This window comes from Heyndrickxia acidiproducens DSM 23148, from assembly GCF_000374345.1.
Lineage (GTDB): Bacteria > Bacillota > Bacilli > Bacillales > Bacillaceae_C > Weizmannia > Weizmannia acidiproducens.
Genome location: NZ_KB893976.1, coordinates 86,390 through 105,684 on the forward strand (window position 1 = coordinate 86,390; position 19,295 = coordinate 105,684).

The following is a 19,295-nucleotide window of genomic DNA, read 5'->3' on the forward strand; positions in this document are numbered from 1 at the left end:
TGTGGTATTGATGGAGATGAGCCAGTACTTAGAAATATTTATTGAAGAAAGCAAGGAACATATCCAATCCTTAAATGAAAATTTACTGTTGTTGGAACAAAATCCCCATGATCTCGCCATTGTCAATGAAATTTTCCGGTCCGCCCATACTTTGAAGGGCATGTCCGCGACCATGGGCTATGAGGATTTGGCAAATTTAACGCACAAAATGGAAAATGTCCTTGATGCCATCCGCAATGAAAAGCTCCTCGTTACGCCTGACACGATAGATATTATTTTTACTGCGGTTGACCAGCTGGAGTCCATGGTGGATTCAATTTCGGACGGCGGAGATGGAAAATTGGACGTACGTGACACCATCGCACAATTACATACACTTGAAAACGGCGGAAAGACGCCCCCGGCACACCGGGAGGTATCTGCCGCTGCTGCTGTTACGGATCAACAGGAAGCGGAAAACACCGGTGCCGGCCAATATGATGAGTATGAACAGACCGTTATCATTCAATCCGCCGAACAAGGCTACCATTGTTATGCGATTACGATCCGGCTCCGTCCGGATTGCCTGCTGAAGGCAGCACGTGTTTTTATGGTGTTCGAGATTCTTGAAAAAAGCGGTGAAGTCATCCATTCCAATCCACCGGTTGACCAGCTTGAAGATGAACAATTTGAGTTTGAATTTACAGTCACCCTGGTGTCAAAAGAGACTAGCGAAGAGATTAAACAAAAGATTTTAAAAGTTTCCGAGATAGAAGAGGTTGAAGCGAAAACGGTTGTCATAGAGCCGCATCATAACAATGACTCTGCCGTGCAGACTGCGCCTGCCGAACAAGCCCAAACTGCCCGGCATACGGAACAAAATCAGAAACAGATTCAAAATCCGAAAACAAAAGACAGCAAAACCGCTATTCACCATCATAAAAATGCTTCGAAAACGATTCGTGTCAATATTGAAAGGCTTGACAACCTGATGAATCTATTCGAAGAACTTGTCATTGACCGCGGGCGCCTGGAACAAATCGCAAAGGAAGTGAACCATCCGGAACTCAATGAAACGGTGGAAAGAATGTCACGGATATCAGGAGATTTGCAAACGATTATTCTGAACATGCGCATGGTGCCGGTTGAAACCGTATTTAACCGGTTCCCAAGGCTTGTCCGGCAGCTGTCAAGAGATCTGAATAAGAAAATGAATCTCCGGATTATTGGCGCAGAAACCGAATTGGACCGCACCGTTATTGATGAAATCGGTGATCCGCTTGTGCATCTGATCAGAAACTCATGCGACCATGGCATTGAAACACCGGAAGAGAGAAGAGCCGCTAATAAATCTGAAACCGGCACGATTAAATTAAAGGCATACCACAGCGGCAACCATGTTTTCATTGAAATTGAGGATGACGGCGCCGGCATCAATCGTGAAAAAGTACTGGAAAAAGCTGTTTCAAAAGGAATCGTGAAAGCGGATGAAGCCGGAAACTTAAGCGACAGTGAAATCTTCAACCTGATTTTTGAATCAGGCTTCTCCACTGCTGATAAAATTTCGGATATTTCCGGGCGGGGCGTCGGGCTTGATGTCGTGAAGTCGACGATCCAATCACTGAGCGGCACAATTTCCGTGCACTCTGCAGAAGGGCAGGGTTCGGTTTTTACCATTCAGCTGCCGCTTACTTTATCTATCATTTCTGTTATGCTTGTTGAAATTGGCGCGGAGAAATACGCTGTGCCGCTTTCTTCCATTATTGAGACGGCTATCATTAAAAAGAGCCGGATTTTAAATGCACATCATCAGAAAGTGATCGACTTCAGAGGCAAAGTCGTTCCGCTTGTATTTTTAAATGATGTGTTTGATATTCCAAATGCAAATGTGGAAGATGAATTTGTTTCCGTGCTGATTGTGCGAAAAGGGGATAAATTGGCTGCTTTTGTGGTCGATGCCTTTATCGGCCAGCAGGAAATAGTCCTCAAATCATTAGGAAACTATTTAACAAACGTTTTTGCCATCTCCGGTGCCACCATTCTCGGAGACGGGCAAGTTGCACTCATCATCGATTGCAACGCATTGATTAAATAGAACAGCCCCGGGAACTTGAACAAGAAAAGAGGATGATATTGATGGAGAAAGTGATCGTGTTTCAGTTAAATGATAAAGAATATGCCGTTCCTGTACAGCAGGTGCTGTCGATCGAAAAACTGCAGCATATTACAAGGGTACCGCATACGCCTCCATATGTATCGGGGGTCATAAACCTGCGCGGCGTCATCATACCTGTTATTGATTTAAAACGACGATTTGCCATGGAAAGCGCACAGGAAAACGCACAGGAAAGCGCTGAAAAACGGAGCTGCAAATTCATCATTGTAAATATTGCTGATATTGAAGTCGGGCTGCTTGTTGATGAAGCGACAGACGTGCTTGATTTAGACGATGGCGCCATCGAACCCGAACCGGAAGTGGTCAACAGCAGCAAGGAAGAATATATTTCCGGTGTAGCCAATTTAAACCAAAGGCTGCTGATGCTTTTGAATCTGGATAAAGTCTTAACTCCTTTACATTAGAGGTCTTCTATATGGATATTAAAAATAAAATTACGCCACTTCATTTGGATGTTTTAAAAGAGATCGGAAATATCGGGGCCGGCCATGCGGCGACCGCGCTTTCCAAGTTGCTGCATAAAAAAATTGATATGAAAGTGCCCAGGGTTCATATTGCCTCATTTAAAGAAATTATGGAGTTGATCGGCGGGGCCGAAATCGTTGTTGTCAGTGTCTTTTTAAGGATCGAAGGCGATGTGCCGGGAAATATCTTTTTCATTGTACCGGTTTCGCAAGGCGAACGGTTTATTAAAGAAATGATTGATGATCCGGACTTTTCTTTGCAACAACCGCCCTATTCCGAATTGGGGCTGTCTGCGATGCTGGAATTAGGAAATATTTTATCCGGGTCCTATTTAACCGCACTCTCCGATTTTACACAGTTGGATATGCTGCCTTCCGTCCCGGCGCTCAGCATTGATATGTTCGGCTCAATCATCAGCTACGGTTTGATTGAACTTTCGCAAGTCAGTGATTACGCCATAGTAATTGATACAATTTTAAATGATGATCAGCCACTCAATACAGATGTAAAGGGGCATTTCTTCCTTTTTCCCGATCCTGCTGCATATGAAATCCTGTTCCGTTCGTTAAGGATTGAACTCGATGGATAGCGAACTGAATATTGTCAAGGTAGGGATAGCGGAAATGAAAATCGTTTCCCCGCCGCGCATCATCAGGACAACCGGGCTGGGATCATGTGTTGGCGTGATCCTCTATGATTCGATGGCCAAGATAGCCGGCCTCGCCCACATCATGCTGCCCTCGTCACACATAGCCCGGGATCCTGAGCAGATGAATAAAGCAAAATTTGCAAATACTGCAATCAAAGAGTTGATAGCACAATTGTGCCTTGCCGGGTGTCATCCGGGACGTCTGAAGGCAAAAATGGCGGGCGGTGCCGAAATGTTTTCGTTTTCTTCCATGAATGATGCGATGCGGATCGGGCCGCGTAATATTGATGCCGTCATCAAAGAATTAAAGGACAACAAAATTGAACTGGTGGCAAAAGATACGGGTGGCAAAAGCGGACGCACCATTGAATTTAATCCGCTGACCGGCATACTCACTGTTAAAACGGTGAACCGGGGCTGTAAAGAGATATGAAGCGGCAAGAAATACAACAGTGCCCATCGTCACGGCCCTGTTTAAAAACATTTCTATACTTGTGGAATACGGGCAATAAGGAGGGAAGGCTAAATGGCAGAACCGGTACAAGAGGAAGAGCAAAAATATTGGGATTTATGGGTGCGCTGCCGCGATCCTGAAGCAGGGGACATCCTGGTAAAAAAATATTTGCCGCTTGTTTCCTATCATGTCCAGAGAATTGCTGTCGGGCTTCCCCGCAATGTCTCAAAAGATGATTTAGAAAGCCTGGGGATGTTCGGGCTTTTGGATTCATTAAACAAGTTCGACCCCTCCCGTGAGCTGAAGTTTGACACATATGCTTCTTTCCGCATTCGCGGCGCGATCCTGGATGGCCTGAGAAAAGAGGACTGGTTATCAAGAGGGACGAGGGAAAAAGCCAAAAAAATTGAAAATACGATTGAAAGACTTGAACAGAAATTTTTGCGCCCCGTTCAGCCGAAGGAAGTGGCAGCCGAATTGGGAATCAAAGAAGAAGAAGTTTATACCACCATGAATGAACAGTTTTATGCGAACGTATTGTCCATAGAAGAATCCGGCACGGAACATGACGAAAGCGGGTCACCGTTCCCATACGGAATCAGGGAGCAAACAACGAAACAGCCGGAAGCGGAACTGATCAAAAAAGAATCAGTCCGGGAACTGGCCGAGGTGGTCGCCACCCTTAATGAAAAAGAACAGCTTGTCTTAAGCCTCTTTTATCATGAGGAATGTACGTTAACGGAGATCGGGGAGATTATGGGCCTGTCAACATCCCGCATTTCCCAAATTCATACGAAAGCCCTGTATAAATTAAGGGGGATCTTAGAAAAGAAGATGTTTGCGTAATCCAGCCTTCTGCGGCATCACCATGATCCCAATGATAAGGATTGATCAAAGTGACCTTTTTTTTAATCGTTCTGTCCTTTCTTTTAAATGCCATCACGATTTTTGCGGTCATTTTACTTTATTTAAGGCAGAACCGCACCGTACAAGCAGAACAAAACTACGATAATATGGTGAAAGAAATCGAAAATATATTGGCCGGCTATCTAATTGAAATGAAAGAAGAAAATGAAACATTTATTAAAAAAATCCAATCCGCGCCGGTGCAGCCGCAAACAAACAGTGCCGCTTCCCATGAAGAAACTGCACAAAGCCCCGGGAATCCGGTTCCGGACGTGCCCGGGGCAAAATCGGCTGCCCTCTTGAAAATAAACGCGGCAGAAGCGTACCAAAGAGCACAGGCGTCCACGGAAAAAAATGACCCCAACACCGGCGTGGCGGCGGATCCGGGGAAAATAGTTACAGATGCAACAAGGCCGAAACAAGAAAAAAGCCTTATCCAGCAGGTGAATGATTTGCAAAAAAGCGGGTATACTATAGAAGAAATTGCCCAAAAATTGCACAGGGGCAAAACGGAAATGGAACTGTTGTTGAAATTTCACGCGCGCTAAGATAATGCTTGATTGAAGCTTTTATTTGTGTTATATTAGTTGCTGGTGTTATCACACACGCTTGATGATTTAAATGGACGGTGCTGCCAGGCGGCAGTTTCCATTTAAAGAGGATTGAAGCGGAGGAAAACAAAACCAAGGAGGAAATAAAATGTCAGTTATTTCAATGAAACAATTACTTGAAGCTGGTGTACACTTTGGACACCAAACACGCCGTTGGAACCCTAAGATGAAAAAATATATTTTCACAGAGCGTAACGGTATTTATATCATCGATCTTCAAAAAACGGTGAAAAAAGTAGAGGAAGCCTATAACTTCGTAAAAGATCTTGCTGCAAACGGCGGCAGTGTTCTTTTTGTTGGCACGAAAAAACAGGCGCAGGAATCTGTGAAAGTTGAAGCAGAACGTTCCGGCATGTACTATGTGAATCATCGCTGGCTGGGCGGTACATTAACAAACTTTGAAACCATCCAAAAACGGATTGACCGCTTAAAACAAATCGAAAAAATGGAAGAAGACGGCACATTCGAAGTTCTTCCTAAAAAAGAAGTTGTCCAGTTGAAAAAAGAACATGACCGTTTAGTGAAATTCCTGGGCGGGATTAAAGATATGAAGGGCCTTCCTGATGCATTGTTCATCATCGACCCGCGCAAAGAACGCATTGCGGTGGCAGAAGCAAGGAAATTGAACATTCCGATTATCGGTATTGTCGATACAAACTGTGACCCTGATGAAATTGACTATGTGATTCCGGCAAACGATGACGCAATCCGTGCGGTTAAACTTTTAACGGGCAAAATGGCTGATGCCATTATGGAAGCGCGCCAAGGTGAAGAAGAAGTTGTTACCGCTGATGAAACCACAACAGAAACAACAGAAACAGTTGAAGCTTAAGTTGCGTTAAGACCTGCGCGCCCATAAAAGCCGCATCTTATCTATACAACCAACATCAAAAGGTGATAAGAAGGTTTTTTTGCTTATCACCTTTTTTTAAAGTAATGAATTTACATAATACTGAAGGAGGAATTTCCCCAATGGCAATTACTGCAAAAATGGTTAAAGAACTGCGTGAAAAAACAGGCGCCGGCATGATGGACTGCAAAAAAGCGCTGACAGAAACAAATGGCGATATGGAAAAAGCAGTCGACTTCCTTCGCGAAAAAGGAATTGCAAAGGCTGCAAAAAAAGCGGATCGCATTGCAGCGGAAGGAACCACATATGTACTAAGCAAAGGCAATACCGCGGTCATTTTGGAAGTGAATGCAGAAACAGACTTCGTTGCCAAAAACGAAAACTTCCAAAACCTTGTAAAAGAAATTGCAGAGCATTTGCTGGCCAGCAAACCGGCTGATTTGGATGCAGCGTTAAATTCAAAAATGGCAAACGGTTCAACTGTCAATGAATTGATTACGGAAGCCATTTCCAAAATTGGTGAAAAAATTACGCTTCGCCGCTTTGCGCTTAAAACAAAAACGGATAATGGCGTATTTGGCGAATATCTGCACATGGGCGGCCGCATTGGTGTACTGACTGTATTGGAAGGTACGACGGATGCATCGGTTGCTAAAGACGTTGCCCTTCATGTTGCCGCATTAAATCCAAAATACGTATCCCATGACCAAGTATCCCAGGAAGAAGTGGAACATGAGCGTGAAGTATTGAAACAGCAGGCTTTAAACGAAGGCAAACCGGAAAAAATCGTTGAAAAAATGGTGGAAGGCCGCCTGAAAAAGTACTTCGAAGAAATCTGCATTAGTGATCAAGCATTTGTGAAAAACCCGGATCAGACGGTCAGCCAATTTGTTGGATCCCACAATGCGAAAATCATTGATTTTGTCCGCTATGAAGTCGGCGAAGGCATTGAAAAACGCGAGGAAAACTTTGCGGAAGAAGTCATGAGCCAAATTAAGAAAAACTAATTTTTGATAAAAGGGGGACACGCGGTGTTCCTCTTTTTAGAAGACAAAAGCTTTATACATAATACACTATTGGAGGATTAAAATGGCCACCCCTAAATATAAACGTGTTGTTCTTAAATTAAGTGGAGAAGCATTGGCAGGAGAGGAAGGCTTTGGCATCCATCCGACTGTGATCCAGTCTGTTGCCCAGCAGGTTAAAGAAATTGCGCAATTGGGCGTAGAGGTTGCGGTTGTTGTCGGCGGCGGCAATATTTGGCGCGGCAAAATCGGCAGTGAAATGGGCATGGACCGTGCAACAGCCGATTATATGGGCATGCTGGCAACGGTCATGAACTCAATGGCGCTCCAGGACAGCCTTGAGCAAAGCGGCATTGAGACACGTGTACAGACTTCTATTGACATGCGGCAAATAGCTGAGCCATACATCAGGAGGCGTGCGATCCGCCATCTGGAAAAAGGGCGTGTCGTAATTTTTGCTGCCGGTACAGGCAACCCGTATTTTTCAACGGATACAACGGCCGCATTGCGTGCAGCTGAAATTGAAGCCGATGTGATTTTAATGGCAAAAAATAATGTGGATGGTGTATATTCTGCGGATCCGAAACTGGATAAAGCAGCGGTCAAATTTGATGAATTGTCCTATCTTGACGTGATCAAAGACGGTCTGGCTGTGATGGATTCAACCGCATCCTCTTTATGTATGGACAATGACATTCCGCTTATAGTATTCTCGATAATGGAAGAAGGAAATATAAAACGGGCCGTAATGGGTGAAACCATCGGGACAATCGTGAGGGGGGAAGCAAAATGACAAAGCAAGTGATCGATACTGCCAATGATAAAATGTCAAAAGCCATTCACGCTTTTCAACGTGAACTTGGCTCCATTCGCGCAGGACGTGCGAACGCATCTTTGCTTGACAAAATTTCCATTAATTACTATGGTGCACCAACGCCTGTAAACCAACTGGCATCCGTTTCTGTTCCGGAAGCGCGCCTTTTAGTGATTCAGCCGTATGATAAAACGGCACTCGGTGAAATTGAAAAAGCAATTTTAAAATCGGATTTGGGCCTGACACCGAATAATGACGGCTCTATCATCCGCCTTGCCATTCCACCATTGACAGAGGAAAGAAGAAAAGAACTCGTAAAGCTTGTAAAAAAAGAAGCGGAAGAAGCGAAAGTTGCTGTCCGCAATATTCGCCGCGATGCCAATGATGAGTTGAAAAAGCTTGAAAAAAATGGAGAAATTACGGAGGATGAGCACCGTAATTTTGCAGATGATGTCCAAAAAATTACCGATCAGCATATCCAAAAAATTGATAAAATCTCAAAAACAAAAGAACAGGAAATCTTAGAAGTCTAATGGGACTTCCCAACCGTTAAAGCGAACCTTCCATCAGCACTGCAACAGGCTGGCGGAAGGTTTTTTGCTTCTCTAAGGTGAATCACGGCTACACAAATACATATAATTTCTCTATAATAGGGGATGGCAAACTTAACGTATGAATGCCATGCTTTTTTTGGTATGATAGAATAGCATATACATAATGGCTTTTTGAGTCATTAAAACGCTTGACGGAATCCATTTGGAGGGCAGATAATGCTTAAAAACATAAAAATATGGAAATCTTTCAATAAAGAAAGGTTAAACGAAATCAGCGGACCGGGGGGGAGCGCGGAAGAATTCGATGTGCCTGCCCACGTTGCAATTATTATGGACGGCAACGGAAGATGGGCGAAAAAGAGAAACCTGCCCCGGATCGCCGGCCATCATGAAGGAATGAAAGTGGTCCGGAAAATTACCCGCCTGGCCAATCAGCTTGGTATCAAAGTATTAACATTGTATGCTTTTTCCACGGAAAACTGGAAGAGGCCGAAACCTGAAGTCGATTATTTAATGAAACTGCCGGAAAAATTTTTATCCACTTATCTCCCTGAATTAAAAGAAGAAAATGTAAAAGTCCAAATGATGGGGTACAAAGAGCAAATTCCCTCGCATACACAAAGGGCAATCGACAAGGCGATAAAAGAAACGGAAGGCAACAACGGGCTTATTCTGAACTTTGCGCTGAATTACGGGAGCAGGGATGAAATCATGCAGGCCGTGAAAAGCATTTTAAGAGATGTAAAAAATGGTATAATGGACGAAAAAGAACTTACAGAAGAAGTATTTAACCGCTATTTGATGACAAACGAACTGCAGGATCCCGACCTTTTGATCCGTACCAGCGGTGAAATCCGCCTCAGCAATTTTATGCTGTGGCAGCTGGCTTATACTGAATTTGTTTTTACAGATGTATTGTGGCCTGATTTCAACGAAGAACATTTTATGGACGCAATTGAGGAGTATCAAAAACGTTCGAGAAGATTTGGCGGTTTACAAAGTGAGGAGCAAAATCAATGAAGCAGAGAATTATAACTGCTGTCATCGCAGCAGCTCTTTTTATCCCATTTGTGATTTACGGGAATATGCCGTTTATCATATTGACATACACAATGGCAACCATTGCCCTGTTTGAACTGCTGAGAATGGGCAAACAGGCCTTTTTTTCATTTGAAGGAATACTTTCCGCATTATTATTGTGGGTGATTCTGATTCCATCCCAATACGGGCATGCCATTGAACATTTCGGCTTTTCGAAGCTTGAATATACGTACATGATCGTCCTGTTGCTTTTGGCTTATACGGTGCTGACAAAAAACCGGCTTACGTTTGAAAAAACAGGATTTTTAATCTTATCGGCTATTTATGTCGGCATCGGTTTTTATTATTTTATTGAAACAAGAAATACGGCAAACGCAGGCATCACCTATATTCTTTATGCCCTGTGCCTGATCTGGGCGACTGATTCCGGGGCTTATTTTATCGGGCGTGCGTTAGGAAAACATAAGCTGTGGCCGGAAATCAGCCCGAACAAAACGGTGGAAGGGGCCCTGGGCGGGGTGCTGTGTGCGGTCATTGTCGCAGTGATCTTCGCTTTTTTTTCGGATATCAGCATCGGGGTCGTGCGGCTGACGATCTCCACAGTCATTTTGTCCGTTTCCGGCCAGATTGGCGATTTAGTTGAATCTGCATATAAGCGGCATTACGGGGTGAAGGATGCCGGGAATATTCTGCCGGGCCACGGCGGGATATTGGACAGGTTTGACAGCTTGTTATTTGTACTTCCGCTCATCCATTTCTTAAAATTAATGTAGATGGGTAAACAAAAGAGGTGTATATAAATGAAATGGATCAGCTTATTAGGGGCAACCGGATCAATCGGCACCCAAACTTTGGATGTGATCAGAAACCACCCCGATGATTTTAAACTGGCCGCTTTTTCGGCAGGGCGAAATATCGATGGTGCAAAGAAAATCATCCGTGAGTTTCAGCCGGAATTTGTATCGGTTGCCGAAAAAGCCGGCTGTGACAGGCTGAGAACTGAATTTGGCAGTGCGGTAACTTTTGGGCACGGGGAGGAAGGCCTGGTTGAAGCGGCTGTATATCCAAAGGCGGACATGCTGGTGAATGCCGTCCTTGGCAGTGTCGGACTTCTGCCTACGCTGCAGGCGATCGAAGCCGGGAAAACAATCGCAATTGCCAATAAAGAAACATTGGTGACAGCAGGGCATCTTGTCATGGAGGAGGCCCGGCGCCATCAAGTGGATATCCTGCCGATCGACAGCGAGCATGCCGCAATTTTTCAGTGTTTGCAAGGGGAAAACAAGGATGAAGTCAAGCGCCTGATCATTACGGCATCCGGCGGCAGTTTCCGGGATCTATCAAGAGAAGAGCTGGCGCATGTCATGGTGAAAGATGCGCTAAACCATCCGAATTGGTCGATGGGTGCAAAAATCACAATCGATTCGGCAACAATGATGAATAAAGGGCTCGAAGTCATTGAAGCACACTGGCTTTTTGATCTGCCTTTTGAACAGATTGATACGATCCTGCACCGTGAAAGCATTGTACATTCTTTGGTGGAATTCCGTGACAACAGCGTAAAAGCCCAGCTCGGGACGCCGGATATGCGGATACCGATTCAATACGCCCTCTCTTATCCGAACAGAATGGCGCTGCCTGGTTCAAACCGCCTGGACCTGGCAGAAATCGGGCAGCTGCATTTTCAGAAAATGGACAAAGCACGTTTTTATTGTTTGAAACTCGCTTATGAGGCCGGAAAAATCGGCGGCTCGATGCCAACGGTTTTAAATGCGGCAAACGAAGCGGCAGTTACTGCTTTCCTGGAGGAAAAAATTCCGTTTTTGCGGATTGAACAGTTGATTGAAAAGGCACTGGCAAGGCATAATGGTATTAAACACCCCGATTTGGAAACCATCCAATCGATAGATGCCGAAACCCGTTCTTTTGTACGTTCGCTCATATCATTTTAGGAAAACAGGCCAAACCGGTTGCATGGAAAGTTAAACACCGGCTAAATAGCAGGAAACTATTCTTAAAGTAAAAAAGGTGGTATTTCATTTGACAACAGTGATAGCCTTTATCTTAATTTTTGGTTCACTCGTCATTTTTCATGAAGCAGGGCATTTCATCGTTGCGAAAAAAGCAGGGATTCTGTGCCGGGAATTTGCGATTGGCTTCGGGCCGAAGATCTTATCCTTCAAGAAAAATGAAACACAGTACACGGTCCGCCTGCTGCCGATCGGCGGTTATGTGAGGATGGCCGGAGAGGATCCGGAAATGGCTGAGTTAAAGTCGGGGCAGCGGGTCGGTTTGGTGCTTGGCCAAAATGAAGAGGTTAAAAAGATCGTTGTGAACGGAAAGGACCGCTATTCCGACCTGCGCATTATTGAAGTAGAAGCGGCGGATTTAGAGCATCAACTGTATATTAAAGGCTATGAAGATGGGGATGATGAGGTTCCACGCACATTTAAAGTGAAACGGGATGCTGTCCTTGTAGATGACCGCATGGAAACACAGATTGCGCCCTGGGACCGGCAGTTTGCTTCTAAGTCACTCGGCAAACGCGCATTGACGATTTTTGCCGGACCGCTGATGAACTTTGTGCTGGCTGCAATTGTATTTACACTGATGGCCATTGTCCAGGGGGTGCCGGTTACAGATCCGGTTCTTGGCACTCTGGCAAAAGGCGGTGCTGCTGCCCAGGCAGGCCTGCAAAAAGGTGACACGGTCATCAGCGTTGATGGCGCGGAGATTTCAAACTGGAATGATATCGTGGAGGTCATCCAAAAACACCCGGATGAAGAAATTACCTTTACCATCGAACGCGGCGGGAAAACAATGGATATCCCTGTGACGCCGAAAAGCGTGAACATAGATAATACTGAAATTGGCCGGATCGGCGTGAACGGCCCGGTTGACCATTCCCCGCTGAAAATTGCCACATACGGGATCACGCAGACATATGTGTGGACGGTTGAAATTTTGAAATTGCTGGGCCAATTGATTACAGGCGGATTTTCCATTGACATGCTTTCCGGGCCGGTCGGAATTTATAAATCAACGGAGACGGTTGCCAAAACCGGCCTCATCTATTTGTTTAAGTGGGCCGGGCTGTTAAGCATCAATATTGGGATCATGAACCTGCTCCCATTGCCGGCACTTGACGGCGGCAGACTGTTGTTCTTTGGAGTTGAGGCATTAAGAGGGAAACCGATCGACCGCCAAAAAGAAGGCATTGTCCATTTTATCGGTTTTGCATTATTGATGCTCTTAATGATCATTGTGACGTGGAATGACATTCAAAGGTTTTTCCTTTAACAAATGCATCAGGCAGTCAGCAACATCGATTGCCTGATTCTCATTTAAAATTGAATATAGGAGTGCTAAAAATATGAAACAAAGTAAGTTGTTTATTCCGACATTGCGGGATGTTCCGGCTGACGCTGACATTAAAAGCCACCAGCTGCTTTTGCGCGCCGGTTTCATACGCCAAAATGCAAGCGGTGTGTATACATACTTGCCGCTGGCGCGAAAAGTTTTACATAATATTGAAACGATTATCCGTGAAGAAATGGATGCCATCGGTTCAAACGAGGTGCTGATGCCGGCACTCCAGCCTGCGGAACTATGGCAGGAGTCCGGCCGCTGGTATTCTTACGGGCCCGAACTAATGCGCCTGAAGGACCGCCACGACCGCGACTTTGCATTGGGGCCGACACATGAAGAAGTCACAACCAGCTTAATCCGTGATGAAATCAAATCTTATAAGCGGCTCCCGGTTTCGTTGTACCAGATTCAGACGAAGTTCCGCGATGAAAAAAGGCCGCGCTTCGGTTTATTAAGAGGACGCGAATTCGTCATGAAGGATGCGTATTCTTTCCATGCTGATAAAGAAAGCCTGGATGAAACTTATCAGGATATGTACAAAGCGTATTCCAATATTTTCTCGAGATGCGGCCTGGATTACCGTGCAGTTTTAGCCGACTCAGGCGCAATCGGAGGTAAGGATACGCAGGAGTTTATGGTATTGTCCGAAATCGGGGAAGACACGATTGCGTATTCCGATTCATCCGGGTATGCAGCCAATATTGAAATGGCAGAAGTGAAAGTGGAGGGAAAGAAACCCGATGAAGCCGAGAAACCGCTTGAAAAAGTTTCGACGCCCGGGCAAAAAACGATAGACCAAATTGCAGCATTTTTGCACGCGGATCCTGCCCAATGCCTGAAAACACTCGTATTTAAGGCGGACGAGGCGTACGTCATTGTACTTGTGCGCGGCGATCATGAAGTAAACGAAATTAAAGTGAAACACCTTTTAGAGGCCGAAACGATTGAAATGGCCGACCCGGATGTCATCAAAACAATGATGGGGGCTGAAACCGGTTCACTTGGGCCGGTTGGAGCGCCTGAAGAGATAAAAATTCTCGCCGACAATGCCGTAAAATATGTCGTTAACGGAATCTGCGGTGCCAATGAAACGGATTACCACTTTATCAATGCCAACCCGGGCCGTGATTACCGTGTTGACGTGTACGGAGATTTGCGGAATATTCAGGAGGGAGACCCTTCTCCGGACGGAAAGGGAAAGATCCGCTTTGCGCGCGGCATTGAAGTCGGCCATATTTTTAAATTGGGCACAAAATACAGTGAAGCGATGCATGCCGCCTTCTTAGATGAAAACGGCAGGGAACAAGTGATGCTGATGGGCTGTTACGGCATTGGGGTTTCCCGTACATTAACCGCGATTTGTGAACAGAATAATGATGAAAAAGGCTTGACCTGGCCTGTAAATATTGCGCCATTTCATATCCACCTGGTGCCGGTGAATATGAAAGACAAGACGCAATCCGCATTGGCCGGGGAGCTGAATGAAGAACTGCAAAAAAATTATACTGTTTTATTGGATGACAGGAAAGAACGGCCGGGCGTTAAGTTTGCTGATGCAGATTTAATCGGGCTGCCTGTCCGGATTACTGTCGGCAAGAAAGCTTCTGAGGGGATTGTAGAAGTAAAAATCAGAAAAACCGGTGAAGTTCTGGAAGTCAGCCGTGCAGATTTAGCAGATACGCTCGCTCGTATTTTTGCACAGCTGGCTTAATACAAGCGGATGAAAAGGGGCACCGGCTTCATGGCCGGTGCTTCTGGTGTTTTGTGCGCACATGAATATGCAGCAAGCGGGATGATTTTTTCGCTGGTAAGATTTTTACGGAATGGAATCATTGAATTATCGCCGCTTATTTTTTATGATGAAGTATAGACATTCATTTATTCAGGATGGGAGAGGGAAATATGATTGAAAATCCCGCCGAAAAGAAAGAACGGTTTCAAATTTTAATGCAACAGCTGAAACTGACAGATAACAATATTTACGGCTGGTTTGAAAACGGGGAAATTGAAAAGCTTGTTGTTGAAAGGCAGTCGAAACACTGGCATTTTTACTTTTTGTTGGAGAAAATCCTCCCGCATCAGGCCTATCTGATATTTTCAACCCAATTACACCATGCTTTTCAGCAGATCGCAAATGTTGATTTTTCGATTAAAACGAAGGACCCGTCCTTTCAGCCTGCGCTTGTTGCAGATTATTGGACATCATGCCTGAAGGAACTTGAAGGCATGTCACCAATGCTGGTTTCGCTTCTTGCCGGCCAGGTTCCGAAAATAAACGGAAACAAGCTGATGGTTACCGGCCGCAATGATACAGAAGTCAGGATGCTGAAACAAAAATACGGGGCCATGATCACCGGTTTTTATGAACGTGCAGGTTTTCCTCCATTCATCTTTGAAACGGAAACGGCAGAAACGGATACTTCTGAAGAATTTTCCAAATTTATGGAAGCAAAACAAAAAGAAGATGAGGAACGGGCAAAACAGGCAGTGATCGAAATGCAAAAGAGCCAGTCCGAAGTACATGCAGACGATGCGCCTGAAGCCCGGGGGCCGCTTTTGATCGGGCTGAGAATTCCTCCTGATGAACAAATCCGAAGCCTTTCAGAGATTATCGATGAAGAAAGGCGCATTACAGTGGAAGGCTGCGTTTTTGACGCCGAAACAAGGGAATTGCGCAGCGGCCGTACACTGTTGACCTTGAAAATCACCGATTATACAAGTTCGATTCAAGTCAAGATGTTTTCGCGTGACAAAGAAGATGCCGCACAGTTCGCCCGCTTTAAAAAAGGGATGTGGCTGCGGGCACGCGGCAGCATCCAAAATGACACCTTTGTACGCGATTTGGTGATGATTGCCAATGATATTTGCGAAGTCAGGCCACATGTCCGCAAAGATACAGCACCGGAAAATGAAAAACGGGTTGAGCTCCATCTCCATACGCCGATGAGCCAGATGGATGCTGTTTCGTCTGTGGGCGATCTGGTCGCACAGGCGAAAAAATGGGGGCATCCGGCGATTGCGGTAACCGACCATGCTGTGGCCCAAAGTTTCCCGGAAGCATACAGTGCCGGCAAAAAAAACGGCATAAAGGTAATTTTCGGCCTCGAAGTCAATCTGGTCGATGATGGCGTACCCATTGCATATAATGATGCCCATATTTTTCTCGACGATGCGACCTATGTCGTCTTTGACGTGGAAACGACAGGTTTGTCGGCCGTCTATAACACGATTATCGAACTCGCTGCTGTGAAAATAAAAAACGGCGAAGTAATTGACACCTTTGAACGCTTTGCCAACCCGCATCATCCATTATCCAATACGACGATTGAGCTGACTGGCATTACAGATGAAATGGTAAGGGACGCACCGGATATCTCGGAAGTATTGAAAGAATACAATACGTGGATTGAAGATGCGATTTTGGTTGCCCACAATGCTTCGTTTGATGTCAGCTTTTTAAATGTTGGGCTTCAGAAGGCCGGGCTGCCGAAATCCAAAAATCCGGTTATTGATACACTGGAATTGGGGAGATTTTTGTACCCCCACTTCAAAAACTACCGGCTGAACACGCTGGCGAAAAAATTCAACGTGGAATTAACGCAGCACCACCGTGCGATTTATGATACGGAAGCCACCGGCCATATCTTTTTGAAGATGCTGGATGATGCCGGAAAGAAAAACATTGAGTACCATGACCAGCTTAACCGGTATATGGGCGAAGGGGGCGCATTTAAACGGGCGCGGCCGTCCCACTGCACATTGCTTGTGCAAACACAGGAAGGCCTGAAGAATCTGTTTAAGCTCATTTCTGTCTCCCATATCGAGTATTATTACCGGGTGCCGCGCATTCCGCGGTCGCAGCTGCAAAAATATCGTGAAGGCATATTGGTTGGCTCCGGCTGCGACCAGGGCGAAGTGTTTGAAGGCATGATGCAGAAAGATCCTGCTGAAGTCGAGGAAATGGCCCGTTTTTATGATTATCTTGAAGTACATCCAAAAGAAGTTTATGCACCGCTGATTGAGAAGGAACTGATCCGCGATGAAAAAGCACTTGAAGAAATCATTACGAAAATTGTTAAACTGGGTGAAAAATTGCATTTGCCGGTTGTGGCAACAGGCAATGTCCATTATTTAAACCCGGAAGATAAAATTTACCGGAAAATCCTGGTTGGTTCACAGGGCGGCGCCAATCCGCTCAATCGTTATGAACTGCCTGATGTTCATTTCCGCACGACCAACGAAATGCTGGATTGTTTTTCTTTCCTCGGGGAAGAAAAGGCGAAGGAAATTGTGGTTGAAAACACCAACAAAATTGCGGATTTAATCGACGATGTCAAGCCGGTCAAGGATGATTTGTATACGCCAAAAATTGAAGGCGCAGAAGAAGAAATCCGTGAAAAAAGTTATCTGATGGCAAAGAGCATATACGGGGACCCGCTTCCTGAAATTGTCGAAGCCCGGCTTGAAAAAGAATTGAAAAGCATCATCGGCCACGGATTTGCGGTGATTTATTTAATTGCCCATAAGCTGGTTAAAAAATCTTTGAATGACGGCTATCTGGTCGGTTCACGGGGGTCTGTCGGTTCATCACTCGTTGCGACCATGACGGAAATTACCGAGGTGAACCCGCTGCCGCCGCATTATGTGTGCCCGAATTGCAAGCACTCCGAGTTTTTCCACGATGGCTCAGTCGGTTCAGGGTTTGACCTGCCTGATAAAAAATGCCCGAATTGCGGCACGGCATACAAAAAAGACGGCCACGATATTCCGTTTGAAACGTTTCTTGGATTTAAAGGGGATAAAGTTCCGGATATTGACTTGAACTTCTCCGGGGACTACCAGCCGCGGGCCCATGCCTATACAAAGGTCCTGTTCGGCGAAGATTTCGTCTATCGCGCCGGCACAATCGGCACGGTTGCGGAAAAGACGGCGTATGGTTACGTTAAAGGTTATGCCCAGGATCATAATTTAACGATCAGAAGCGCGGAAGTGGACCGCCTTGTGCAGGGATGCACGGGTGTAAAACGGACAACCGGCCAGCACCCGGGCGGCATCATTGTTGTGCCGGATTATATGGATATATATGATTTTACGCCGATCCAGTTTCCGGCTGATGATAACAGTTCAGAATGGCGGACGACGCATTTTGACTTCCACTCCATCCATGATAATATTTTGAAGCTGGATATTCTTGGCCATGATGATCCGACCGTGATCCGGATGCTGCAGGATTTGAGCGGGATTGATCCGAAAACGATTCCGACTGATGATCCTGAAGTCATGAAAATATTCAGCGGACCGGAATCGCTCGGGGTGACGGAAGAACAGATTATGTGCAAAACCGGTACGCTCGGCATTCCGGAATTCGGCACGAAATTTGTGCGGCAAATGCTTGAAGATACAAAACCGACGACTTTCTCTGAACTTGTCCAGATTTCGGGACTGTCGCACGGGACGGATGTATGGCTCGGCAATGCACAGGAATTGATCCAAACCGGCACCTGCACACTGCCGGAAGTGATCGGCTGCCGTGACGATATTATGGTTTATCTGATTTATCAGGGGCTTGAACCTTCCCTTGCTTTTAAAATTATGGAATCGGTCCGGAAAGGGAAAGGGCTCCAGCCGGAAATGGAAGAGGAAATGATCAAGCAGAATGTGCCGGACTGGTACATCGCGTCATGCAAAAAAATCAAGTATATGTTCCCAAAGGCCCACGCAACGGCCTATGTTTTGATGGCAATCAGAATCGCATACTTCAAGGTGTACCACCCGCTTTTGTACTATGCAACCTATTTTACGGTCAGGGCGGAAGACTTTGATTTGGATGCGATGATTCATGGCTCCTTATCCATCAAAGCGAAAATCGGCGAGATCAATGCCAAAGGAATGGATGCCTCGACAAAAGAGAAAAGTTTGCTGACGGTTCTCGAACTGGCGCTTGAAATGTGCGAGCGCGGCTACCATTTCCAAAAAATTGATCTGTATCGTTCAGAAGCGGACAGGTTTGTGATTGATGGCGATACGCTTATCCCGCCGTTTAATTCGATTCCGGGACTGGGTACAAACGCTGCGTTGAATATCGTAAAAGCGCGCAAGGACGGTGAATTTCTGTCCAAGGAAGACTTGCAAAAGCGCGGCAAGGTCTCAAAAACGATTATGGAATATCTCGACAATCACGGCTGTCTCGAGTCGCTGCCGGAACAAAACCAGTTGTCGCTGTTTTAAGCTGCAGCTGTCCGGATGAAAGCAGGCCGTTGTAAGCGGCACAGCCTTGTTCGTTTGCTTTTTTAAGGATGTTATGGTATATTCTTTTATGGAAATACTACTGATAAACTCTCGTGTAAAAGAGTGGGGCAAAACCCCGCTCTTTCGTATTTTTAAATCGGATTTTTTCAGGAG

The 19,295-nt window shown here is 45.5% G+C and carries 16 protein-coding genes; all 16 read left to right on the forward strand.

Annotated features, from left to right (window positions below):
- Positions 1-10 precede the first annotated feature (10 nt).
- Complete coding sequence (locus tag C232_RS0100455; protein ID WP_018660082.1) at positions 11-2,074, forward strand: chemotaxis protein CheA; 2,064 nt, start codon at positions 11-13, stop codon at positions 2,072-2,074.
- A gap of 41 nt (positions 2,075-2,115) precedes the next feature.
- A complete protein-coding gene (locus C232_RS0100460; RefSeq protein ID WP_018660083.1) occupies positions 2,116-2,559 on the forward strand; it encodes a chemotaxis protein CheW in 444 nt (147 codons plus the stop codon).
- Positions 2,560-2,570: 11 nt separating this feature from the next.
- A complete protein-coding gene (locus C232_RS0100465) occupies positions 2,571-3,209 on the forward strand; it encodes a chemotaxis protein CheC (RefSeq protein WP_018660084.1) in 639 nt (212 codons plus the stop codon).
- Positions 3,202-3,702 (forward strand): chemotaxis protein CheD, encoded by a 501-nt coding sequence (locus tag C232_RS0100470; RefSeq protein WP_018660085.1) that lies wholly within the window; start codon positions 3,202-3,204, stop codon positions 3,700-3,702. The genes C232_RS0100465 and C232_RS0100470 overlap by 8 nt, the downstream gene beginning before the upstream one ends.
- Positions 3,703-3,795: 93 nt before the next feature.
- The gene (locus C232_RS0100475) at positions 3,796-4,569 is read left to right on the forward strand and encodes a FliA/WhiG family RNA polymerase sigma factor (RefSeq protein ID WP_018660086.1); all 774 of its coding nucleotides are present in this window, start codon (positions 3,796-3,798) and stop codon (positions 4,567-4,569) included.
- A gap of 50 nt (positions 4,570-4,619) precedes the next feature.
- On the forward strand, positions 4,620-5,177 hold the full coding sequence (locus C232_RS0100480) for a hypothetical protein (RefSeq protein WP_018660087.1): 558 nt from the start codon (positions 4,620-4,622) through the stop codon (positions 5,175-5,177).
- Between the two features lie 151 nt (positions 5,178-5,328).
- Positions 5,329-6,072, forward strand: coding sequence for a 30S ribosomal protein S2 (rpsB, locus tag C232_RS0100485; RefSeq protein ID WP_018660089.1), 744 nt, complete (start codon positions 5,329-5,331; stop codon positions 6,070-6,072).
- Positions 6,073-6,212: 140 nt separating this feature from the next.
- Positions 6,213-7,097, forward strand: coding sequence for a translation elongation factor Ts (gene tsf, locus C232_RS0100490; protein WP_018660092.1), 885 nt, complete (start codon positions 6,213-6,215; stop codon positions 7,095-7,097).
- An 82-nt stretch (positions 7,098-7,179) separates the two neighbouring features.
- Entirely contained in the window at positions 7,180-7,908 is a 729-nt protein-coding gene (gene pyrH / locus C232_RS0100495) for a UMP kinase (protein ID WP_018660093.1), read from the forward strand.
- On the forward strand, positions 7,905-8,462 hold the full coding sequence (gene frr, locus C232_RS0100500; protein WP_018660095.1) for a ribosome recycling factor: 558 nt from the start codon (positions 7,905-7,907) through the stop codon (positions 8,460-8,462). The genes pyrH and frr overlap by 4 nt, the downstream gene beginning before the upstream one ends.
- A 237-nt stretch (positions 8,463-8,699) precedes the next feature.
- On the forward strand, positions 8,700-9,503 hold the full coding sequence (locus C232_RS0100505) for an isoprenyl transferase (RefSeq protein ID WP_018660097.1): 804 nt from the start codon (positions 8,700-8,702) through the stop codon (positions 9,501-9,503).
- Positions 9,500-10,297, forward strand: a complete 798-nt coding sequence (locus C232_RS0100510; protein WP_018660099.1) for a phosphatidate cytidylyltransferase — start codon at positions 9,500-9,502, stop codon at positions 10,295-10,297. Before C232_RS0100505 ends, C232_RS0100510 begins: the two co-directional genes overlap by 4 nt.
- Positions 10,298-10,324: 27 nt before the next feature.
- The gene (gene dxr / locus C232_RS0100515; RefSeq protein WP_018660101.1) at positions 10,325-11,476 is read left to right on the forward strand and encodes a 1-deoxy-D-xylulose-5-phosphate reductoisomerase; all 1,152 of its coding nucleotides are present in this window, start codon (positions 10,325-10,327) and stop codon (positions 11,474-11,476) included.
- An 88-nt stretch (positions 11,477-11,564) separates the two neighbouring features.
- Entirely contained in the window at positions 11,565-12,824 is a 1,260-nt protein-coding gene (gene rseP, locus C232_RS0100520) for an RIP metalloprotease RseP (RefSeq protein WP_018660103.1), read from the forward strand.
- A gap of 73 nt (positions 12,825-12,897) precedes the next feature.
- Complete coding sequence (locus tag C232_RS0100525) at positions 12,898-14,604, forward strand: proline--tRNA ligase (protein WP_018660110.1); 1,707 nt, start codon at positions 12,898-12,900, stop codon at positions 14,602-14,604.
- 191 nt (positions 14,605-14,795) lie between these two features.
- Positions 14,796-19,121: a PolC-type DNA polymerase III gene (locus tag C232_RS0100535; RefSeq protein ID WP_018660114.1), complete on the forward strand. Its 4,326-nt coding sequence runs from the start codon at positions 14,796-14,798 to the stop codon at positions 19,119-19,121.
- The last annotated feature ends 174 nt before the right edge of the window (positions 19,122-19,295 follow it).